The sequence below is a fragment of the Mycobacterium scrofulaceum genome (assembly GCF_002086735.1).
In the GTDB taxonomy this organism is placed as follows: domain Bacteria; phylum Actinomycetota; class Actinomycetes; order Mycobacteriales; family Mycobacteriaceae; genus Mycobacterium; species Mycobacterium scrofulaceum.
This window is the reverse complement of record NZ_MVIJ01000069.1, coordinates 1-22,177: the sequence shown is the minus strand read 5'-3', so window position 1 is coordinate 22,177 and position 22,177 is coordinate 1. Positions and strand designations below refer to the sequence as shown.

Here is a 22,177-nt window from a genome sequence, read left to right as displayed (position 1 = left end):
CAACGAGCCTACGAGCCAAACACCAGGTGATCAGGATCCAACCACCGCAACAAGCGGCAACCTCACCCTGACACTGACGCGAGCGTAACGCCACGACGAATGTCGAGCCGCAAAAGCGCAGTCCCGTCACGCTCGCGAACCCCCGGCGCCCATCTGGGAGGATGGGTCGGTGCATGCCCACCTCGCCGCGACGACCTCACGAGAGGATTTCCGTGTGCTCGCGGCCGAGCACCGCGTGGTCCCGGTGACCCGCAAGGTGCTGGCCGACAGCGAGACGCCGTTGTCGGCCTACCGCAAGCTCGCCGCGAATCGCCCCGGCACCTTCCTGCTGGAATCGGCCGAGCACGGCCGGTCCTGGTCGCGGTGGTCGTTCATCGGCGCCGGCGCGCCGTCGGCGCTGACCGTCCGCGACGGCGAAGCGGTCTGGCTCGGGACGGTGCCGCAGGACGCGCCCACCGGCGGCGACCCGTTGCACGCGCTGCGGGCCACGTGCGAGCTGCTGGCCACCGGGACGCTGCCCGGGCTGCCGCCGCTTTCCGGGGGGATGGTCGGGTTGTTCGCCTACGACATGGTGCGGCGGCTGGAGCGCCTCCCCGAGCTGGCCGTCGACGACCTGGGACTGCCGGACATGCTGCTGCTGCTGGCGACCGACGTGGCGGCGGTCGACCACCACGAGGGCACCATCACGCTGATCGCCAACGCGGTGAACTGGAACGGCACCGACGAGCGCGTCGACGAGGCCTACGACGACGCGGTCGCCCGCCTGGACGTGATGACCTCGGCGCTCGGCCAGCCGCTGCCGTCCACGGTCGCCACGTTCGACAGGCCCGAGCCGCGCTACCGCTCGCAGCGCACCGTCGAGGAGTACGGCAAGATCGTCGACTACCTCGTCGACCAGATTGCCGCCGGCGAAGCCTTCCAGGTGGTGCCCTCGCAGCGGTTCGAGATGGACACCGACGTCGATCCGATCGACGTGTACCGGATGCTGCGGGTCACCAACCCCAGCCCGTACATGTATCTGCTGCACGTCCCGAACGACACTGGCGGAACGGACTTTTCGGTAGTCGGGTCCAGCCCCGAGGCGCTGGTGACCGTCCACGACGGCTGGGCCACCACGCATCCGATCGCCGGCACCCGGTGGCGCGGTGCGACCGACGAAGAGGATCAGCTGCTGGAAAAGGAGCTGCTGGCCGACGAGAAGGAGCGGGCCGAGCACCTGATGCTGGTCGACCTGGGCCGCAACGACCTCGGCCGGGTGTGCGCGCCGGGCACCGTCCGGGTCGAGGACTACAGCCACATCGAGCGCTACAGCCACGTGATGCACCTGGTGTCGACGGTCACCGGGATGCTCGCCGAGGGCCGGACCGCGCTGGACGCGGTGACGGCCTGCTTCCCGGCCGGCACCCTGTCGGGCGCGCCGAAGGTGCGGGCCATGGAGCTGATCGAGGAGGTGGAGAAGACGCGCCGCGGCCTGTACGGCGGCGTGGTCGGTTACCTCGACTTCGCCGGCAACGCCGACTTCGCGATCGCGATCCGCACCGCTTTGATGCGCGACGGCACCGCCTATGTGCAGGCCGGCGGCGGGGTGGTGGCCGACTCCAACGGCCCGTACGAATACACCGAGGCCTCCAACAAGGCGCGCGCCGTGCTCAACGCGATCGCCGCCGCCGAGACGTTGACCGCTCCGGAGGCCGACCGCCATGACTGACGCCCGGCCGAACCGGCGGGCCCGGGTGACCGTTCGGGTGGCCCAGGTGTTGCTGGTGGCGTCCGCGGCGGCGCTGTGGGCGGCGTCGCGGCTGCCGTGGGTGGTGATCCGATCGTTCGACGGGCTGGGCCCGCCGCGCGAGGTGACGCTGTCCGGCGCGTCGTGGTCCACGGCGCTGCTGCCCCTGGCGGTGCTCATGTTGGCGACGGCGGTGGCGGCGATCGCGGTCCGCGGCTGGCAGCTGCGGGTGCTGTCCGGCCTGCTGGCGGTGGCCAGCCTGGCCGTCGGATATCTGGGGGTCGGCCTCTGGGCGCTGCCGGACGTCGCCGTGCGCGGTGCCGACCTGGCGCATGTCACGGTGATGTCGCTGGTGGGCAGCGAGCGGCGCTACACCGGCGCGGGCATCGCGGTGGGCGCGGCGGCCTGCACCCTGGTCGCGGCCGTCCTGTTGTTGCGGTCCGCCGGCGATTCCGGATCGGCCCGGTTGAGCGCGGAAAAGTATGCGACGCCGGCGACGCGCCGCTCGAATGCGCTACGTGACGACGCCGATGGCGCGATGCTGGAGCAGCCGGAGACGCCGGAAATGACGGAGCGGATGATCTGGGACGCGCTTGACGAGGGGCGCGACCCGACCGATCGGCCCCGCGGGTCGGACACCGAGGGTCGGTGACGGAGCGCGAGCCGCGGGCCGCTACCCTTCATTCACGTCGTCGCGATCGGCTCTGGTTTGTCAGGTGGTCGTTGGGGTGACGATGTGTGACAGCGCGAAGGGAAGCAACAGGCATGAGTCCGGCTACCGTGCTTGACTCCATCCTCGAGGGAGTCCGGGCCGACGTTGCCGCGCGCGAAGCCCTTGTCAGCCTGTCCGAAATCAAAGCCGCGGCCGCCGCCGCTCCGCCACCGCGTGACGTGATGGCCGCGCTGCGCGAACCCGGCATCGGCGTCATCGCCGAAGTCAAGCGCGCCAGTCCGTCGGCGGGATCCCTGGCCACCATTGCCGATCCGGCGAAACTGGCCCGCGCGTACGAGGACGGCGGGGCGCGGATCATCAGCGTTCTGACCGAGGAGCGACGTTTCCACGGCTCGCTCGACGACCTTGACGCGGTCCGCGCCGCGGTCTCGATCCCGGTCTTGCGCAAAGACTTTGTCGTGCAGCCATATCAGATCCACGAGGCCCGCGCGCACGGCGCCGACATGTTGCTGCTCATCGTTGCCGCGCTGGACCAGTCGGCTCTGGTGTCGATGCTGGACCGCACCGAATCCCTGGGCATGACAGCCCTTGTCGAGGTGCATACCGAGGAAGAGGCCGACCGGGCGCTGAAGGCCGGCGCCAACGTGATCGGGGTGAACGCGCGCGATCTGGCGACGCTGGAGGTCGACCGGGACTGCTTCGCCCGCATCGCTCCCGGCTTGCCCAGCAACGTGATCCGCATCGCCGAGTCGGGTGTGCGCGGCACCGGGGATCTGTTGGCGTATGCGGGTGCCGGCGCGGACGCCGTCTTGGTCGGTGAGGGTCTGGTCAAGAGCGGTGACCCCCGTGCGGCGGTCGCCGACCTGGTCACCGCGGGCACCCACCCGTCCTGTCCGAAACCGTCTCGCTAGTCGTTCAGTCAGTTGAAGAGTCCCGGCGCTGAAACCTTGAACCCGATGAGCCGTCCCCGCGTAGAGCCTTGGTGATGGTCAATCTGTCCCGCCCGGACCTTCCGCGTCCGAGCGCAGCCATCGCCGAATCCACCCATCACGAACCCGATGCCGGTGGCCATTTCGGTGTGTACGGTGGCCGCTACGTCGCGGAGGCGTTGATGGCGGTGATCGAAGAGGTCACCGCCGCTTACGAGAAGGAACGCATCAACCCCGATTTCCTGGACACCCTGGACGACCTGCAGGTCAATTACGCCGGCCGTCCCTCGCCGCTGTACGAGGCCACCCGGCTGTCCGAGCACGCCGGCTCGGCGCGCATCTTCCTCAAACGAGAAGACCTGAACCACACCGGTTCTCACAAGATCAACAACGTCCTGGGCCAGGCGTTGCTCGCCAAGAGAATGGGCAAGGGCCGGGTCATCGCCGAGACCGGCGCCGGCCAGCACGGCGTCGCCACGGCCACCGCATGCGCCTTGCTCGGGCTGGAATGCGTCATCTACATGGGCGCAGTCGACACCGCGCGCCAGGCGCTCAACGTGGCGCGGATGCGACTGCTGGGCGCCGAGGTCGTCTCCGTCGAGAGCGGCTCGAAAACCCTGAAAGACGCCATCAACGAGGCGTTCCGTGACTGGGTGACCAACGCCGACAACACCTACTACTGCTTCGGCACCGCGGCGGGCCCGCATCCCTTCCCCGCGATGGTCCGCGACTTCCAGCGCATCATCGGGCTGGAGGCGCGCGTGCAGATCCAGGCCCAGGCGGGTCGGTTGCCCGACGCGGTCGTGGCCTGTGTCGGCGGCGGATCCAACGCCATCGGCATCTTCCACCCGTTCATCGACGATCCGGGCGTGCGGCTGGTCGGCTTCGAGGCGGCGGGCGACGGCGTCGAAACCGGCAGGCACGCCGCGACCTTTGCCGGCGGTTCGCCCGGCGCCTTCCAGGGGTCGTTCTCCTACCTGCTGCAGGACGAGGACGGCCAGACGATCGAATCCCATTCGATCTCAGCGGGTCTGGACTATCCCGGGGTGGGTCCCGAGCACGCTTACCTCAAGGAGATCGGGCGCGCCGAGTACCGGCCGATCACCGACTCGGAGGCGATGGACGCGTTCGCGCTGTTGTGCCGCACCGAGGGAATCATCCCGGCCATCGAATCGGCCCACGCGGTCGCCGGCGCGGTCCGGCTGGGCGTCGAGTTGGGGGCGGGCGCGATCATCGTGGTGAACCTCTCGGGCCGGGGGGACAAGGACGTCGAGACGGCCGCGAAATGGTTCGGCTTGATGGGGCCCAGCGAGCGATGACGGTGGAACAGCGGCACGCCAGCAGGCTCGGGCCGGTCTTCGACATGTGCCGCACCGAGGACCGGGCGGCGCTGATCGGTTACCTGCCCACGGGTTACCCCGATGTGGCAGGCTCGGTGGACGGGATGCTCGCCCTCGTCGAATCGGGTTGCGACATCATCGAAGTCGGTGTGCCGTATTCGGATCCCGGCATGGACGGGCCGACCATCGCCCGGGCCACCGAGGCCGCGCTGCAGGGGGGCGTGCGGGTCCGCGACACGCTGGCCGCGGTCGAGGCGATCAGCGCCGCCGGCGGACGCGCGGTGGTGATGACCTATTGGAATCCGGTGCTGCGGTACGGGGTCGACGCGTTCGCGCGGGATCTCGCGTCAGCCGGAGGGCACGGCTTGATCACTCCAGACCTCATCCCCGACGAAGCCGGGCAGTGGCTGGCGGCAGCGGAGGAGCATCGGTTGGATCGCATTTTTCTGGTGGCGCCGTCCTCGACGCCACAACGGCTGGCGATGACGGTCGAGGCGTCGCGCGGATTCGTCTACGCTGCTTCCACGATGGGGGTGACCGGGGCGAGGGACGCGGTGTCGCAGGCCGCGCCCGAACTGGTGCAACGGGTCAAAGCGGTTTCCGACATCCCCGTCGGCGTCGGCCTGGGGGTGCGCTCGCGGGAGCAGGCGGCGCAGATCGGCAGCTACGCCGACGGGGTCATCGTGGGTTCGGCGCTGGTGTCAGCCCTCGGTGAGGGCGGGTTGCCCGCGTTGCGTGCGCTGACCGCGGAACTGGCCGCCGGTGTCCGGCAAAAGGCGTCCGCCCGATGAGGATGTTGCCGACGTACTTTCCCAGCCCGCCCCAGGGCGTCTGGCACCTTGGGCCGCTACCCATTCGCGCCTACGCGCTGTTCATCATCAGCGGCATCGTGGTGGCGCTGCTGATCGGCGACCGCCGATGGGAGGCCCGCGGCGGGCAGCGCGGCGTCATCTATGACATCGCGCTGTGGGTGGTGCCGTTCGGGTTGGTGGGCGGCCGGCTCTACCACCTGGCGACCGACTGGCGAACCTACTGGGGTCCCGGGGGTGCCGGCTTCGGTGCGGCGGTGCGCATTTGGGATGGCGGCCTGGGCATCTGGGGGGCGGTGGCGCTCGGTTGCGTCGGCGCGTGGATCGGTTGCCGGCGTCATGGCATCCCGCTGCCGGCCTTCGCCGACGCGGTGGCCCCGGGGATCGTGCTGGCGCAGGCCATCGGCCGGCTCGGCAACTATTTCAACCAGGAGCTCTACGGGCGGGAGACCACGCTGCCGTGGGGCCTGGAGATCTTCTACCGGCGCGACCCCTCGGGATACATCGACCCGCATTCGTTGGACGGTGTCTCGACGGGGCAGGTCGCGCTCGTCGTGCAGCCGACGTTCCTGTACGAATTGATCTGGAACGTTCTGGTTTTCGCCATCCTGATCTACGCGGACCGGCGGTTCCGGTTGGGCCACGGCCGACTGTTCGCGCTCTACGTGGCCAGCTACTGCGTCGGGCGATTCGGCGTCGAGCTGCTGCGCGACGACACCGCCACCCACATCGCCGGCATCCGGATCAATTCGTTCACATCGACTTTCGTGTTCATCGGCGCCGTGGTGTACATCATGGTGGCGCCGAAGGGGCGCGAGGCCCCCGAAAGCCTGCGCGGCACCGATCACGCCGCCGAGGAATCGCCGGAGGCGGAGCCGGCGGCGGACGAGTCACCGACCGTCGTGTCGGCCGAGGCGGCGACCGCGGCGGTCGCGGTGGGCGACGGGAAAGACGCCGACAACCCCGGCGGGCCGGCGGCAACCGACGAGGCGGCGCCGGCCCCCGACCCGGAGACCGCGCAATCCGAGGCCGAAGAGCCCGAAGCGGAACAGGCCGCAGCGGAAGACGCCGAGGAGTCCGAAGCCGAAGAGGCCGAAGGCCAGGAGCCGGAAGCGAAGCAGGCCGAACAGCCCGAAGCGGAACAGGCCGCAGCGGAAGACCCCGAGCCGAGGAGTCCGAAGCCGAAGAGGCCGCAGCGGAAGAGCCCGAAGCCGAGGAGCCCGAAGCCGAAGAGGCCGCAGCGGAAGAGCCCGAGAACGCTGCGCCCGCCGAACCGGAGCCGCAAACGCCTCGTCGGTGGAGGCTGCGGAGGAACCGGCCGTCGAATCCCTAGCGGGCGCGCGGTCTGGCATGCTGAACACGTGACGCAACCCAATGCCGCCGGACCGGCGGTGGAGACGGGTCACGGCCGGCGTTGGTACGTCGCGGCCGGTACCGCCGTGGTGCTGGGCGGGGCGCTCGGCTACGTGGGTCTGGTCGACCCGCACAACACCAATTCCGTGTACCCGCAGTGCCCCTTCAAATGGCTCACCGGGTGGAACTGTCCCTTCTGCGGCGGCCTGCGGATGACGAACGATCTGCTGCACGGTCACCTCGCCGCCGCCGTCAACGACAATGTTTTCCTGCTGGTGGGCATCCCGATGCTGGCCGGATGGCTGCTGATCAACCGCGGGCGGGGTGAGGCGGCCCTGTCGACGCCGGCCTGGCTGACGATGGTGATCGCCGTCATCGCGTGGACGGTGCTGCGTAACCTCCCCGGTTTCCCACTGTTTCCGGCGATTCAGGGTGGCTAGCCACACACAGCACGACACCCCGTTCGGTCGGACCGTGGCGGACCCACGCGACTATGCTGGGTCGGCGTGAGTAGACGCGGAAAGATCGTCTGCACCCTTGGCCCTGCGACAAATTCGGACGAGCTGATCCTGGCGCTGGTCGAGGCGGGAATGGACGTCGCCCGGCTGAACTTCAGCCACGGCGACTACTCCGACCACAAGGCCGCCTACGAGCGGGTGCGTGCGGCGTCCGACACCACCGGCCGCGCGGTCGGCGTACTGGCCGACCTGCAGGGCCCGAAGATCCGCCTGGGGCGTTTCGCCACCGGGTCCACCTATTGGGCCGACGGCGAAACCGTGTGCATCACCGTCGCCGACTGCGAAGGCACCCACGACCGGGTGTCGACCACCTACAAGAAGCTGGCCACCGACGCGACGGTCGGTGACCGGGTGCTGGTCGACGACGGCAAGGTCGGCTTGGTCGTCGAACGCATCGACGGCGACGACGTCATCTGCACCGTCGTCGAGGGCGGCCCGGTCAGCAACAACAAGGGCATCTCGCTGCCCGGCATGAACGTGTCCGCACCGGCCTTGTCGGAGAAGGACATCGACGACCTCACCTTCGCGCTGGATCTCGGTGTCGACCTCGTCGCGCTGTCGTTCGTGCGCTCGCCCTCCGACGTCGAGTTGGTGCACGAGGTGATGGACCGGATCGGCAGGCGCGTGCCGGTGATCGCCAAGCTGGAAAAACCCGAAGCCGTCGACAATCTGGAAGCGATCGTGCTGGCCTTCGACGCGATCATGGTGGCCCGCGGCGACCTGGGCGTCGAGTTGCCGCTCGAAGAGGTGCCGCTGGTGCAGAAGCGGGCCATCCAGATGGCCAGGGAGAACGCCAAACCCGTCATCGTGGCCACCCAGATGCTCGACTCGATGATCGAGAACTCGCGGCCCACGCGCGCGGAGGCCTCCGACGTCGCCAACGCCGTGCTCGACGGCACCGACGCGGTGATGCTGTCCGGCGAGACCTCGGTGGGCAAATACCCGCTGGCGGCCGTGCGGACTATGTCGCGGATCATCTGCGCCGTCGAGGACAACTCCACCGCCGCTCCGCCGCTGACGCACGTGCCGCGCACCAAGCGTGGAGTGATCTCCTACGCTGCCCGCGACATCGGCGAGCGCTTGGACGCCAAGGCGCTGGTCGCCTTCACCCAGTCCGGTGACACGGTCAAGCGGCTGGCGCGCCTGCACACCCCGCTGCCGTTGCTGGCCTTCACCGCGTGGCCTGAGGTCCGCAGCCAGCTCGCCATGACCTGGGGCACCGAGACGTTCATCGTCCCGATGATGACCTCCACCGACGGCATGATCCGCCAGGTCGACAAGTCGCTGCTGGAGCTCGGCCGCTACAAGCGGGGCGACCTGGTGGTGATCGTGGCCGGCGCGCCGCCTGGCACAGTAGGGTCGACCAACCTGATCCACGTCCACCGGATCGGGGAGGACGACGTCTAGCCAGGGGACCGGAGGAGAGACCGCGATCGACACCGATTCTGATTTCGAGGAATTGCTCGCGACGCTCGACCTCAACCGCGTCACGGACGAGCTCTTCGTCGGGGCCCATCCCAGCAAGAACCCGATGCGGACGTTCGGTGGCCAGCTCATGGCGCAATCGTTCGTCGCGAGCAGCCGCACGCTGGTCCGCGACGACCTGCCGCCCAGCGCGCTGTCCGTGCACTTCATCAACGGCGGAGACACCGCCAAGGACATCGAGTTCCACGTCACCCGGCTGCGCGACGAGCGGCGCTTCGCCAACCGGCGCGTGGACGCCGTGCAGGACGGCACGCTGCTGTCCTCGGCGATGATCTCGTACATGTCCGGCGGCCGCGGCCTCGAGCACGCGGTCGACCCGCCGCAGGTGGGCGAGCCCGAAACGCAGCCGCCCATCGGTGAGCTGCTCCGCGGTTACGAGGAGACCGTGCCGCACTTCGTCAACGCCCTGCAGCCGATCGAATGGCGCTACACCAACGACCCGGCCTGGGTGATGCGCGAGAAGGGCGACCGGCTGCCCCACAACCGGGTGTGGATGAAGGCGGGCGGCAAAATGCCCGATGACCCGGTCCTGCACACGGCGACCATGGTGTATTCCTCGGACACCACGGTGCTGGACTCGGTGATCACCACCCACGGTTTGTCATGGGGGTTCGATCGCATCTTCGCCGCCTCCGCCAACCATTCCGTGTGGTTTCACCGGCAGGTCGACTTCGACGACTGGGTGCTCTATTCGACGTCGTCACCGGTGGCCGCGGATTCGCGCGGGCTGGGCACCGGCCACTTCTTCGACCGCGCCGGGCGGCTGCTCGCGACGGTGGTCCAAGAAGGGGTGCTGAAATACTTTCCGCCCGCCCGCCGATAGACAGGGCGGAATACCCGCAGGACACCGCCGCGAATCCGGTCCGGCAGGGCCGGGACCGGGCGTAAGTTTCTACCAGCCGGGTATTCGGTGCAGAGGCGGCAACCAGCCGCCCAGCTGGAACGTCAGCGCATCGGGAGGTGAGTGTGAGCGGGCCGTTGGTCGACGTCTCAGCGAAGGCTCGCGGCCGGGAACGCGTGGTCGTCTCCGTCGATTCGCGGGCCGCCCGGCTGATCGGGGCGTTGGCCCTGTTCGGCGCCACCTGCTGGCTGGTGGAAATCGTTGCTCGCCACCACCACCAGCCCGCGTGGCACTACACCGACCGGTTGGCCTGGTCGCTGACGGTGTTGGTGGCGGTGGCGTGGATCGCGCGCGGCATCTTCCTGGGCCGCCCGGTGACCGCCCTGCACGCCGCCGCGGCCGCCTCGTTCGTGCTGGCGGGCCTGGGCCTGCATTTGTTGTCCTTCGATCTGCTCGGCGACCTGGTCATCGCGAGCTCCGGCATGGTGCTGATGTGGCCGACGACCTCGCATCCCCGTCCCGGGGACCTGCCCCGGGTCTGGGCGCTGATCCAGGCCACGGAGGACGACCCGCTGGCGCCGTTCGCGATGCAGACCGGCAAGAGTTATCACTTCACCGCAGACGGCGGCGCGGCGCTGGCCTACCGGACGCGCCTGGGCATCGCCGTGGTCAGTGGCGACCCGATCGGCGACGAGGCCCGCTTCCCCGAGCTGGTCGCCGACTTCGCCGCCATGTGCCACACGCACGGTTGGCGCATCGCGGTGGTGGGTTGCGGCGAGCGGCGGCTCGGATTGTGGAGCGACGCCGCGGTACTCGGGCAGTCGTTGCGCGCGGTGCCGATCGGGCGCGACGTGGTGGTCGACGTCACCGGCTTCGACATGGTGGGACGCAAGTTCCGCAACCTGCGGCAGGCGGTGAAGCGCTCGCACAACTGCGGCGTCACCACCGAGATCGTCGCCGAGCAGGAACTGACCGATGAGCAGCTGGCCGAGCTGACCGAGGTGGTGCGCGCGTCGAGCAAGGGGGCCCGCAGCGACCGCGGGTTCCACATGAACCTCGACGGCGTGCTGGAGGGCCGGTTCCCCGGCATCCAGCTGATCGTCGCCAGGGACGCCTCGGGCACGGTGCAGGGATTCCACCGGTACGCGGCGGCCGGCGGCGGCAGCGACATCACCCTCGACGTGCCGTGGCGCCGGCGCGGGGCCCCCAACGGCATCGACGAACGGCTCAGCGTCGACATGATCATGGCCGGCAAAGAGAATGGGGCGCAACGTCTTTCGCTCGCATTCGCGGCGTTCCCGGAAATCTTCGACGAGAAGAACCGCAACCGCGCCCAGCGCGTCTTCTACCGATTGATCCATGTCCTCGACCCGTTGATCGCGCTGGAGTCGCTGTACCGGTACGTGCGCAAGTTCCACGCGCTGGACGCCCGGCGCTACGCGCTGATCTCGATGACCCAGCTCGTCCAGTTGCTGATCGTGCTGCTGTCGCTGGAGTTCATGCCGCGCCGGCGACACCTCTGATCGCGTCCATGCGCAGTTCCCGGCAACCCAGGTCGTCGGGTAGGTGATGGGTGGCCACCACCACCGTCCGATCGGCGGGCATCAGCACGGAATTTCCCCCCAACAGGTCGCGGAGCATGGGGTCGGCGTCGGCCGCGTCCAGGTGTTCGGTCGGCTCGTCGAGCAGCACGATCTCAGCGGGGGAGAGCGCCACGCGCGCCAGCAGCAGCCGCCTGCGCTGGCCCCCCGACAGCGCCTGCGCGCCCCCGGTCAGCACCGTCGACAGGCCCTGGGGCAGGGCGGCGAGCCAGTCGCCGAGCCCGACCGCGTCCAGCGCCCGCGTCAGCTCGGCGTCCCGGCAGTCTCCGCGCGCGACCAGCAGATTGTCCCGAACGGTGGTGGCGAAGATGTGCGCGTCCTCGGCGAAAAAACTGACCGCGCGGCGCAAGTCGGCTTCGTCGAAGTCCGTCAGCTCGATGCCGTCGAGCGTCACGCGCCCCTGCAGCGGGGGGAGCAGCCCGGCGAGTGTCATCAACAGGGTGGTCTTGCCCGAACCGCTGGCGCCGGTGACCGCGAGCCGGGCACCGGGCGCCAGGTCCAGCGTGATGCGGTGCGACCGGGCCGCCCCGGCGTGGCCGGACCGGATGTCGGCGGACAGTAGGCCGACGCCCGGGGGTTTGGGCACAGTCGAGGGCGTGGGCCGATGCGGGCGGCCGGTCTGCGTCAGGTCGAGCAGCCGGCGCGCGGCGATGCGGGACCGCGTCAGCGCGACCGCGGCGCCGGGCAGCGGGGTCATCGCCTCGAACGCGGACAGCGGCAACAACATCAGCACCGCCAGCGTGGTGGGCGCGACGGAGGGTGCCAGCCCGATGCCGGCCACCACGGCGCCGAGCACGCTGGCGCCGATCGCGGCGGTGGGCACGGCTTCGGCGACGGCGGCCGGCCTGGCGGCATCGTCGAGGGCGGCGCCCCACGCGCGTTGGCGGCGTTGCGATTCGGCGATGACGTGGGGGAGCAGGCCGGCGACGCGCAGCTCTGGCGCGTGTTCCAGCGCGAGCATCGACGCCGTGTCACGCTCCGAATGATGCTGCCGCGCAACGTCTTCCCGTCTGGTGGCGGCCCTGGCCGCGAGCCGCGGCGCGACGAAGCCCGCCACCAGCAGGCAGGCCGCCAGCACCACGGCGGCCGGCACCGAGATGGCCGCGACCACCGCGGTCGCCGCCATCCCCAGCACGGCCGCCACGCCGATCGGCACCACGGCCCGCACCAGCACGTTGGCCAGTTCGTCGACGTCGGATCCCACCCGGCTGACGAGTTCACCGCTGTGCAGGCGCACGACGGTCTCCGCCGGCCCCTGGGCCAGCCGCCGATAGATCCCCGCGCGGGCGCTGCCGGCCGCGCGGAGTGCGGCGTCGTGGGTGACCAGTCGTTCGCAGTAGTGCAGCACGCCGCGCGAGATCGCGAACGCGCGCACGGCGACGGCCGCGACCGACAGGTCGAGCACCGGCGGCATCTGCCAGGCCCGGGTGATCAGCCAGGCCGAGACGCCGGCCAGCGCGAGCGCGCTGCCCAGCGACAACACGCCCAGCGCGATGGCCGCCGCGATGCGGGGGAGCCGTGGGCGCAGGAGCAGCGGCACGGCGGCCAGGAGGGGATCAGACCGGCGCATAGCGCGCTCCAGCGTCGGCGGACACCTCGACCACCCGGTCGCCGATGGCCAGGACCGGCGCGCGGTGCCCGACGACGACCACGGTGGCGCCCGCCCGGGCGCGCTCGGCGATCGCGCGCAACACGCGTTGCTCGGCGCGGGCGTCCAGGTGCGCGGTGGGCTCGTCGAGCAACAGCACCGGCGCGGAGGACCCGAGCGCGCGGGCGAGGCCCAGCCGCTGCCGCTGGCCCAGCGACAGGCCGGCGCCGCCGCGACCGAGCACGGTGTCCAGCCCGTCGGGTAGATCGGCCAGCACCGTATCGAAATCTGCTGCCGCGCAAGCGGTCTGCAGGTCGTCCAGGGCGCCGAACAGCGCCAGGTTGTCCCGGACCGTCCCCGGGACGAGCACCGGACGCTGCGCAAGCCAGGACAGCTGCCGCCACCAGGCGGCCGGCTCCAGGTCGGTGACGTCGACGCCGGCCACGGTGACACGGCCCGACGACGGCACGGTGAGGCCGATGATCGCCTGCAGGGCCGTGCTCTTGCCGGCGCCGTTGCGCCCGGTCAGCACCGTCACCGAGCCCGGCTCCACGATCGCCGTGAGGTCGCTCGGCGCGTGGCCGTCGCGGCCGGCGACGCTGAGCCCCTCGAGGCGGATCCGCGCCCCGCGGGCGCTGACCGTCCGGCCGTGCACCTTCGGGTGGCTGGATCCCCCGATGAGGGCGAAGGCCTGGTCGGCGGCGGCCCTTCCGTCTTGCGCCGCATGGAATTCCACACCGATCCGGCGCAGCGGCCAGTAGACGTCGGGGGCCAGCAACAGCACCGTCAGGCCGGTCGCCAGCGTCATCTCGCCGAACACCAGGCGCAGACCGATCCCCACGGCGATCAGGGCCACGCCCAGCGTCGCGAGCAATTCCAGCACCAGCGCGGACAGGAAGGCGATCCGCAGCGTCGCCATGGCCGAGCGGCGGTGCGCGTCGGCGAGTTCGGCGATGCGGCGCTCCGGGCCCCGCCCGCGGCCCAGCGCCCGCAGCGTGGGGATGCCGGCGATCAGATCGAGCAACCGCCCCTGCAGAGTCGTCATGGCGGCCAGCGCCGCCGCCGACCGGTCGGCGGTCGCCAGGCCGATCAACACCATGAAAACCGGTATGAGGGGCAGGGTGATGGCCACGATCGCCGTCGATTTCAGGTCGTAGACCGCGATGACGGCGACGGTCGCCGGCGTGAGGATGGCGGCCAGCAGCAGCGCGGGCAGGTACCCGGTGAAGTACGGGCGCAGGCCGTCGAGGCCCCGGGTGACCACCAACGCGGCCGCATCCCGTTGGGCCGCGAGCTCACCGGGTTGGCGCGCGGTCACCGCCGTCAGCACCTGCCCGGAAAGGTCGGCGACGACCGCGCTGGCGCCGCGTTGACCCAACCGCGCCTGAAGCCAGTGCGCCGACGTCCGAATCATCCACAGTGCCAATAGGATCGACAGTGGCGCACGCCAGGCGGCGAGGCCGTGCGGGGGGTGATCGCCTACGGCGCGGGCGACCACCCCGGCCAGCACGATCGCCGAGCCGATCGCGCAGCCGGAAATCACCACCCCGCACAGCACCGTCGAGATCAGGTAGCGGCGCACCGCCGCCGATGCCCGCCACAGTCGCGGGTCCAGGGGACCCCGCGCTCGTGAGTCGGTTGCGCTCAGGACGCGCGCCTCGCCAGACCGATGGGCGCCGGTATCCGGTCCGCCGAGATGCGTTTGCGGAACACCCAATAGGTCCAGGCTTGGTAGACGACCGTCAGGGGAGCCATGATCACCGTCACCCACGTCATGACCTTGAGCGTGTAGTGGGTCGACGAGGCGTTGTAGATCGTCAGGCTCCACTGCTTGTCGAGCGTCGAGGGCACCAGGTTCGGGTAGAGCGAGCCGAACAACAGGATCACCACGGCGGCAACGACTATCGCCGTGCAGGCGAACGCCCAGCCGTCCGAGGCGCGCCGCCACACCAGCAGCACCGCCGCCAGTTGCGCCACCACCGCGACGGCCAGCACCAGCCACGTCCAGTTCTTTCCGTACGCCAGCTGGGTCCACAGCCCGAAGCCCGCGACGAGAGCGGTCACCGGCAGCGACAGCCACACGGCGAATCGGTAGGCGTCGTCGCGGATGGCGCCGGATGTCTTGAGCGCGATGAACACCGCGCCGTACAACAGGAACAGGCCGGCGGTGGCCAGGCCGCCCAGCAGCGTGTAGGCGTTGAGCACGTCGGTGATGCTCAGGTGCACCTGTCCGGCGGCGTCCACGGGCAACCCGCGGACCAGGATGGCGAACGCCACGCCCCACAACACCGCCGGCAGCCACGACCCGGCCGCGATGCCGAAGTCGGCCCAGCCGCGCCACTTGGTGTCGTCGATCTTGCCGCGCCATTCGATCGCCACGGCCCGCAGGATCATGCCGAACAGGATGGCCAGCAGCGGCAGGTACAGCGTCGAGAACACCGTGGCGTACCAGCCGGGGAAGGCCGCGAACATGGCTGCGCCACCGACGATCAGCCAGACCTCGTTGCCGTCCCAGACCGGTCCGATGGTGTTCAGTGCGGTGCGGCGCAGCGGTTCGGGCTCCCCGATGCCGACCCGGGCGAGTGGTTCCATCAACATGCCGACGCCGAAGTCGAAGCCCTCCAAAACGAAGAAGCCAAGAAACAGCAGTCCGATGACGCCGAACCAGAACTGTTGAAGTCCCATCGGTCAGCTCCTTTCCGGGGTGGGCCCTAATAGGCGAACGACAGCGGTGCTACCTCGTCGTCGCTGGGTGTCTGGGGCGGCGCAGGTTCGGCGTCGTGCTCCAGCGGCCCTTCGGTGATGTAGCGCTTGAGCAGGAAGAACCAGATCACCGCCAGCACCGCGTAAACCAGGGTGAAGGTCACCAGCGACGTGACGACGATCCCGGAAGCGTGGTGGGAGACGGCTTCGTGAACCGTGAACCGAACCTGTTGGTCCCCAGTGGGATTCGGCGCGACGATCCACGGCTGGCGCCCCATCTCGGTGAACACCCAGCCGGAGATGTTGGCCAGAAACGGCGTGGGAATGGTCAGCAACGCGAACCAGGAGAACCATCGCTGGTTGGGAATCCGACCACGGCGGGTGAGCCACAACGCCGCCACCGCGAACAGCAACGGGATGGCCAGGAACCCGATCATCGCGCGGAAAGACCAGTAGGTGACGAACATGTTGGGCCGGTAGTCGTTCGGGCCGAAACGCTGCTCGTAGTCGCGCTGGATGTCGCGCACGCCCTGCAGGGTGACGTCGCTGATCCGGCCGTCGGCAAGGAACGGCAGCACGTAGGGCACCTGGATGACGCCCTTGACGCCGTCACAGTTGTTGTGCCGGCCCACCGTCAGGACGGAGAAGTCGGGATCGGTTTGGGTGTCGCACAACGTCTCGGCCGACGCCATCTTCATCGGTTGCTGGACGAACATCAGCTTGCCCTGACGGTCGCCGGTGAAGAACAGGCCAACCGCCGCCAGCAGGACCACCCAGCACCCCAGGATGGCGGCGGGGCGAAACATGGTGCGGGCGTCCGATTCCGCGGCGGGGGTGGCTGCCGCGGCGTTGCGCGACCGGACCAGGAACCACGCGCTGATCGCCGCGACGAACGTCCCGGCGGTCACCAGCGAGCCCGTCACGACGTGTGTAAACGCCGCTCGCGCGGTGTTATTGCTCAGCAGCGCGCCGATGCTGTCCAACTCGGCGCGATGCGTGGCCGGGTTGTAGTGGGCCCCCACCGGGTGCTGCATGAACGAGTTCGCCACGATGATGAAGAACGCCGATGCGTTCACGCCGAAGGCGACGATCCAGATGCACGCCAGGTGGATCAGTTTCGGCAGCCGGCTCCAGCCGAAGATCCACAGGCCGATGAAGGTGGATTCGAAGAAGAACGCGAACAACCCCTCCATGGCCAGTGGCGCGCCGAAGATGTCGCCGACGAACCGCGAGTACTCCGACCAGTTCATCCCGAACTGGAATTCCTGGACGATGCCGGTCGCCACGCCGATGGCGAAGTTGATCAGGAACAACTTGCCGAAGAACTTGGTGAGGCGGTACCAGGCGGTGTTGCCGGTGGCCACCCACACCGTCTGCATGACGGCGAGCAGGGGCGCCAGGCCGATCGTGAGCGGCACGAAGATGAAGTGGTAGACGGTCGTAATACCGAACTGCCACCGCGAAATATCGACGACATTCATCCGTCATCTCCCAAGTGCTCGGGGCCATGCCCACGGCTACTACGCAGTGTAGTAGCAACGTGGGCCTCGACGCTAGTGGGGGCTCACCCGGTGAGCGTCTGGGACGCCTTGCGGATGCCGAAGGACGAGACGATCTCGAAGATGCCGAGGACCACGAACCAGACCCCGACCACGAGCGCCAGCGTGACGATCGATTCGAGCGGCGACGCCAGGACGACGATGCCCGCCAGCAGGCTGACCACGCCGATGAAGATCGCCCAACCCCGCCCGGGCAGCTGCGGATCCTGGATGGCCGACACCGTCGTGCCGACGCCGCGGAAGATGAATCCGATGCCAATCCAGATGGCCAGCAACAGGATTGCGTAACCCTGACCGAAATGGCGAAACGCCAACAACGCCAGGATGAGTGACGCCGCGCCGCTGATGAACAGCAGGATCCGGCTTCCCGCAGAGACATGCAGGCTGAAAGCGAAGAACACCTGCGCGGCGCCGGTGATCAGCAGATAGATGCCGAACGCGGTCGCTGCGACCACGATCGATATCCCGGGCCACGCCAGCACCAACACGCCGAGCGCGAGCGACAGCAGTCCCGAGAGCAGGGTCGATTTCCATAGATGCGGCAACAAACTTGGAGCGGGGGAAGGTCCAGGTGTGGTTTGCATGGCCGCAGTCTGACACAAACGTCGCCCGTGGTATAGGGCACTTTGGCTACACGTGGGCGGTGCGGGAATCCTCGGTCAGCCGATCGGTGGCTTCCTCGGTGGCCTTGCGCCCGATCAGATACCAGGTGCGCATGAGGCCCTTGCCTTTGACGTCGATGTGGCCGCGCTCCTGCAGCACGAAGTCGCCCTTGAGGCGCTCGTACATGGCCTCGGGCACCTGAATTCGGCCCACCGAGTCGGTCGATTCCATCCGGGACGCGACGTTGACCGCGTCGCCCCACACGTCGTAGAAGAAGCGGCGGGAGCCCACGACGCCGGCGACCACCGGCCCGCACGCCATGCCCACTCGCAGCGGAACCGCGTTGCCGTGCGGATCCTGCAGTCCGGCCGCAACATTGGCCATGTCGAGCGCGAAGTCCGCCAGGGCCTGCGCGTGGTCGGGCCGGGGGCGCGGAACCCCACTGACCACCATGTAGGAGTCGCCGCTGACTTTGATCTTCTCGAGTCCGTGCTTGTCCACCAGCGCGTCGAAGGCGCTGTACAACCGGTCGAGGAAGCGCACCAGGTCGGCCGGCGCCGTGCTGCTGGCCCGCTCGGTGAATCCGACGATGTCGGCGAACAGGACGGAGGCGACGTCGTACTTGTCGGCGATCACGCTGCGGTCCGGTTCCTTGAGCCGCTCGGCGATGCTGGCCGGCAACATGTTGGCCAACAGCGCCTCCGAGCGCTCGTACTGCGCCTCCATCACGGCTTCGGCGCGCGCCGTGTCACGCAGGGCGAACCACACCGTCACCACCACCATCACCACGCTGGAGACCGCCGTCACGACAAAGCCCGTCGACTGGGCCCAGGCCGGCTGCAGCCCGGTGTCGCGGGGGATCAGGAACTCGACCGCGATGATGAGGCCGGCGGCGACGGCGGCCAGCGCGGACGCCAGAACGATGTGTTCGATGCCCAGCAACAGCACGACGATGCAGGCGCCCACCAGGAAGAAGAACTCGGCGCCGGACCCGGTGCCGACGTCCAGGCAACTGGCGAACACGGAGACGTAGGCCGCGCCCATGAAGGTAAGCGGTGCAACCAGTTCGCCGAATCGCTGCAGCCACGGGACTGCCGCGAAGATCATGGCACCGAGGACGTTGATCGAGCTGACCTGCCACAGCCACGTTCCGCCCAGGATCTGCACGAGCACAAAGCTGACGCTGACCATCACGGCGAGCCACGCGGTGATGGTGAGGACTCGGGCGCGGCGCGCGGCGCTGGCGGCGTAGTGCTGATTGCGGTCGCGCGTCTGCGCCCGAACCGCGGCCACGCAGTCCGGGCGTTTCGACGAGCCGTCTGACACGGGTGGGGCGCCGCACTTCTTAGCCGCCACGCCGCAAGCCTAACCGCTGAGCAGCGGACTCGCCGGAGCTCTATTGAATTTGCCGTTTTCGCTTCCCATAAGGAACCGAGTCTGATAACAGTTCTTGTTATCGGGTTGTGATCGGGTTTGCGAATGGTTCGTACGGGCTATTCACAGACCCGTTTGACAGGACTGTTGGACACGTGTTCGCCTCGACTAAGGGGTGCCTGATGGCGGTTCTCAAGCGATTCATTCTCGCGTCAATGCTTTTCCTCGCCGCCATGCTCATGGACGGCTGTGGCGCCGCCTGTGGGGAGCCGGGTTGGCTACTGCGGGTCGCCGGCGACACCATCGGAAACGATGCCACGGGGCTGAATGTCTCTGCCTCCGACCAGATCTGCATCACCCGGTCCTTCGGAGACTGAACCGACCGGCGCCGTCCGGTCAGTGCCAACCGGGCGTTGCCGGAAGTCATGGATGGGCCATCAGGGCCGTGGCCCGCGGGCGTTAGTTGTTTTGGCGCCCGGGCGCTACCCCCGGCGACAAAATCCCGAATGAATTCATTGCATATCCGTTGAGCTTTTGTTAATGCCACGCGGTTTCTGAAGCGCAAAGTTTATTAGATCGGGAGTTGTCATACCTTTGGCATGTATTTGCTCGGATCTGCAAACATTGGGTCCGGTTCACGACCTGTCCGGTGGCTTCAGCGGCGGGCGCCCAGCCGCCACGGGATCAACGGCCGCTGTGGTGCCCTCGGTGGGATTCGAACCCACACTGGACGGGTTTTGAGTCCGTTTCCTCTGCCAGTTGGGATACGAGGGCTTGCCGGCCTCCTACGTTAGAGGCAGCCTCCCACCATAGAGGATTCGGTGTATTCGCCCGTCTCACCGCCCCGAGGTCGCTGGTCTCGGACGTTCACGAGACAATGTCCGTCATGACAGGCCCCACGACCGACACCGACGCCGCTGTGCCGCGCCGGGTCCTGATCGCGGAAGACGAAGCGCTCATCCGACTGGACCTCGCCGAGATGCTGCGAGAGGAGGGTTACGAGATCGTCGGTGAGGCCGGCGACGGCCAGGAAGCCGTGGAGTTGGCCGAACAGCATCGGCCCGACCTGGTGATCATGGACGTGAAGATGCCGCGCCGGGACGGGATCGACGCGGCCTCCGAGATCGCCGCCAAACGCATCGCCCCGATCGTGGTGCTGACGGCATTCAGCCAGCGCGACCTGGTCGAGCGCGCCCGCGACGCCGGGGCCATGGCCTACCTCGTGAAGCCCTTCACGATCAGCGACCTGATTCCGGCGATCGAGTTGGCGGTCAGCCGCTTCAGCGAGATCAGCGAGCTGGAACGCGAGGTGGCGACGCTCTCCGAGCGGCTGGAGACCCGCAAGCTCGTCGAGCGCGCCAAGGGCCTGCTGCAGACCAAGCAGGGCATGACCGAGCCCGAGGCGTTCAAGTGGATTCAGCGCGCCGCGATGGACCGGCGGACCACGATGAAGCGGGTCGCCGAAGTCGTCCTGGAAACCCTGGACGCCCCCGACGAGTGAAGCGCCGCCGAGCGGCGCCGCCTCCGGGCGGCCGCCTTGGCCGGCAGCTCCCGAGCTTGAGTGTGCGCTGACGGCGTCGAGTGGGAGCCCAGGGCGGTAAATCCGCCAAATCCCCGCCCTGGGCGCACCCGCGACGCCCTGGGCGCACCCGCGACTCGGTTACCGCGCCACGATCACCGACGAGCCGTGCCCGAACAGGCCCTGGTTGGCGGTGACGCCGACCGTGGCGTTCTCCACCTGCCGGCCGGTCGCCTGGCCGCGCAGCTGCCAGGTCAGCTCGCAGACCTGCGCGATGGCCTGCGCGGGGATGGCCTCCCCGAAGCAGGCCAGCCCGCCCGACGGGTTGACCGGGACCTTGCCGCCGATGGTGGTGGCGCCGCTGCGCAGCAGCGCCTCGGCCTCACCCTTGGGGCACAGCCCGAGGTGCTCGTACCAGTCGAGCTCGAGCGCGGTGGACAGGTCGTACACCTCGGCCAGGCTGACGTCCTCGGGGCCGATGCCCGCCTCGGCGTAGGCCGCGTCCAGGATCTGATCCTTGAACACCCGGCCGGGCGCGGGCACCGCGGCGGTGGAATCCGTTGCGATGTCCGGCAATTCGGGCAGGTGCTGCGGGTAGCGGGGGGTCACCGTGCTGACCGCGCGCACCGACGGCACGCCGTCGAGCGAGCCGAGGTGCTTGCGGGCGAACTCGGCGCTGGCCACGATCAGCGCCGCCGCGCCGTCGGAGGTGGCGCAGATGTCGAGCTGCCGCAACGGGTCGGCCACCACCGGGCTGGCGAACACGTCGTCGGCCGAGGCCTCCTTGCGGTAGCGGGCGTTCGGGTTCTGCAGGCCGTGCCGCGAGTTCTTCACCTTCACCTGGGCGAAGTCCTCAGGCGTCGCGCCGTAGAGGTCCATCCGGCGGCGCGCCAGCAGCGCGAAGTACACCGGGTTCATCGCGCCGATCAGGTGGAACCGCTGCCAGTCCGGGTCGTTCCTGCGTTCCCCGCCGACGGGCGCGAACGCGCCCTTCGGGGTGGTGTCCGCGCCGATCACCAGCGCGACGTCGCAGAAGCCGGCCAGGATCTGCGCCCGCGCGCTCTGCAGCGCCTGCGAACCGCTGGCGCACGCGGCGTAGCTGGAGCTGACCGGCACGCCGTTCCAGCCCAGCTTCTGGGCGAACGTCGACCCGGCGATGAACCCGGGATACCCGTTGCGGATGGTGTCCGCGCCGGCGACCAGCTGGATCTGCGTCCAGTCCAGGCCGGCCTCGGCCAGCGCGGCGCGCGCGGCCACCACGCCGTACTCGGTGAAGTCGCGGCCCCACTTGCCCCACGGGTGCATTCCGGCGCCGAGGATGTAGAGCGGCTCAGGCGTACTCATGATGCGATCCTCCACGCGTGCACGATCCGCTCCACGCCGTCGTCGTCGGTATAGAGCCGCATCGTGGTCAGCTCCATCTCCATGCCGACCTTCAGATCGTCGGCCAGCGTGCCCTCGACGACCTTGCCCAGCACGATCAACCCCTCGCCGGCCAGCTCGACCGCGGCGATCGCGAACGGCTCGAAGGGGTCCGGGGCGGGATAGGGCGGGGG

19 protein-coding genes, 1 tRNA gene and 1 pseudogene are annotated in these 22,177 nt (G+C 69.1%); 12 read left to right on the top strand and 9 right to left on the bottom strand.

The genetic code is table 11. The features are described 5' to 3' along the window. Positions 1-169 precede the first annotated feature (169 nt). From BST44_RS26585 to BST44_RS26540, 10 genes and pseudogenes are all read left to right on the top strand, one after another. Positions 170-1,708, top strand: coding sequence for an anthranilate synthase component I (locus tag BST44_RS26585; RefSeq protein ID WP_083179864.1), 1,539 nt, complete (start codon positions 170-172; stop codon positions 1,706-1,708). Then, the gene (locus BST44_RS26580) at positions 1,701-2,378 is read left to right on the top strand and encodes a TIGR02234 family membrane protein (RefSeq protein ID WP_083179863.1); all 678 of its coding nucleotides are present in this window, start codon (positions 1,701-1,703) and stop codon (positions 2,376-2,378) included. Before BST44_RS26585 ends, BST44_RS26580 begins: the two co-directional genes overlap by 8 nt. Before the next feature lie 113 nt (positions 2,379-2,491). Continuing rightward, a complete protein-coding gene (gene trpC, locus BST44_RS26575) occupies positions 2,492-3,310 on the top strand; it encodes an indole-3-glycerol phosphate synthase TrpC (protein WP_083179862.1) in 819 nt (272 codons plus the stop codon). Between the two features lie 74 nt (positions 3,311-3,384). After that, a complete protein-coding gene (trpB, locus tag BST44_RS26570; RefSeq protein ID WP_083179861.1) occupies positions 3,385-4,647 on the top strand; it encodes a tryptophan synthase subunit beta in 1,263 nt (420 codons plus the stop codon). Beyond that, positions 4,644-5,459, top strand: coding sequence for a tryptophan synthase subunit alpha (gene trpA / locus BST44_RS26565; protein WP_083179860.1), 816 nt, complete (start codon positions 4,644-4,646; stop codon positions 5,457-5,459). Before trpB ends, trpA begins: the two co-directional genes overlap by 4 nt. Then, positions 5,456-6,810: pseudogene (locus BST44_RS26560) on the top strand (prolipoprotein diacylglyceryl transferase). The gene trpA and the pseudogene BST44_RS26560 overlap by 4 nt, the downstream one beginning before the upstream one ends. A gap of 28 nt (positions 6,811-6,838) precedes the next feature. Continuing rightward, positions 6,839-7,270, top strand: a complete 432-nt coding sequence (locus BST44_RS31390; protein WP_158086680.1) for a DUF2752 domain-containing protein — start codon at positions 6,839-6,841, stop codon at positions 7,268-7,270. 66 nt (positions 7,271-7,336) lie between these two features. After that, positions 7,337-8,755: a pyruvate kinase gene (gene pyk, locus BST44_RS26550; protein WP_083179858.1), complete on the top strand. Its 1,419-nt coding sequence runs from the start codon at positions 7,337-7,339 to the stop codon at positions 8,753-8,755. A gap of 25 nt (positions 8,756-8,780) precedes the next feature. Next, positions 8,781-9,656, top strand: coding sequence for an acyl-CoA thioesterase II (locus BST44_RS26545; protein ID WP_083179857.1), 876 nt, complete (start codon positions 8,781-8,783; stop codon positions 9,654-9,656). A gap of 143 nt (positions 9,657-9,799) precedes the next feature. Continuing rightward, the gene (locus tag BST44_RS26540) at positions 9,800-11,197 is read left to right on the top strand and encodes a bifunctional lysylphosphatidylglycerol flippase/synthetase MprF (RefSeq protein WP_083179856.1); all 1,398 of its coding nucleotides are present in this window, start codon (positions 9,800-9,802) and stop codon (positions 11,195-11,197) included. Here the strand turns inward: BST44_RS26540 and cydC are convergent. The 6 genes from cydC to BST44_RS26510 form a co-directional block, all read right to left on the bottom strand. Further along, positions 11,172-12,845, bottom strand: coding sequence for a thiol reductant ABC exporter subunit CydC (cydC, locus tag BST44_RS26535; RefSeq protein ID WP_208619892.1), 1,674 nt, complete (start codon positions 12,843-12,845; stop codon positions 11,172-11,174). The genes BST44_RS26540 and cydC overlap by 26 nt on opposite strands. Further along, positions 12,832-14,445 (bottom strand): thiol reductant ABC exporter subunit CydD, encoded by a 1,614-nt coding sequence (cydD, locus tag BST44_RS26530; protein WP_083179855.1) that lies wholly within the window; start codon positions 14,443-14,445, stop codon positions 12,832-12,834. Before cydD ends, cydC begins: the two co-directional genes overlap by 14 nt. 62 nt (positions 14,446-14,507) lie before the next feature. Then, positions 14,508-15,548, bottom strand: coding sequence for a cytochrome d ubiquinol oxidase subunit II (gene cydB / locus BST44_RS26525; protein ID WP_083179854.1), 1,041 nt, complete (start codon positions 15,546-15,548; stop codon positions 14,508-14,510). A 26-nt stretch (positions 15,549-15,574) separates the two neighbouring features. Continuing rightward, positions 15,575-17,047, bottom strand: coding sequence for a cytochrome ubiquinol oxidase subunit I (locus BST44_RS26520; protein WP_083179853.1), 1,473 nt, complete (start codon positions 17,045-17,047; stop codon positions 15,575-15,577). An 83-nt stretch (positions 17,048-17,130) separates the two neighbouring features. After that, the gene (locus BST44_RS26515; protein ID WP_142274710.1) at positions 17,131-17,727 is read right to left on the bottom strand and encodes an HdeD family acid-resistance protein; all 597 of its coding nucleotides are present in this window, start codon (positions 17,725-17,727) and stop codon (positions 17,131-17,133) included. 28 nt (positions 17,728-17,755) lie between these two features. Next, on the bottom strand, positions 17,756-19,084 hold the full coding sequence (locus BST44_RS26510) for an adenylate/guanylate cyclase domain-containing protein (RefSeq protein ID WP_083179851.1): 1,329 nt from the start codon (positions 19,082-19,084) through the stop codon (positions 17,756-17,758). A gap of 200 nt (positions 19,085-19,284) precedes the next feature. Here BST44_RS26510 and BST44_RS26505 point away from each other — a divergent pair, with 200 nt between their 5' ends. Next, positions 19,285-19,479, top strand: coding sequence for a hypothetical protein (locus BST44_RS26505; protein ID WP_142274709.1), 195 nt, complete (start codon positions 19,285-19,287; stop codon positions 19,477-19,479). Between the two features lie 320 nt (positions 19,480-19,799). On the opposite strand, the gene BST44_RS26500 is transcribed toward BST44_RS26505, so the two are convergent. Further along, positions 19,800-19,876 (bottom strand) — tRNA-Leu (locus BST44_RS26500). Positions 19,877-19,988: 112 nt separating this feature from the next. Here BST44_RS26500 and BST44_RS26495 point away from each other — a divergent pair. Beyond that, the gene (locus BST44_RS26495) at positions 19,989-20,603 is read left to right on the top strand and encodes an ANTAR domain-containing response regulator (RefSeq protein ID WP_158086679.1); all 615 of its coding nucleotides are present in this window, start codon (positions 19,989-19,991) and stop codon (positions 20,601-20,603) included. A 159-nt stretch (positions 20,604-20,762) separates the two neighbouring features. On the opposite strand, the gene BST44_RS26490 is transcribed toward BST44_RS26495, so the two are convergent. Together BST44_RS26490 and BST44_RS26485 are read right to left on the bottom strand one after the other, a co-directional pair. Then, positions 20,763-21,965, bottom strand: coding sequence for a lipid-transfer protein (locus tag BST44_RS26490; protein ID WP_083179865.1), 1,203 nt, complete (start codon positions 21,963-21,965; stop codon positions 20,763-20,765). Continuing rightward, on the bottom strand, positions 21,962-22,177 hold a 216-nt coding region (locus BST44_RS26485), incomplete at its 5' end, for an OB-fold domain-containing protein (RefSeq protein ID WP_208619891.1). The genes BST44_RS26490 and BST44_RS26485, both read right to left, overlap by 4 nt.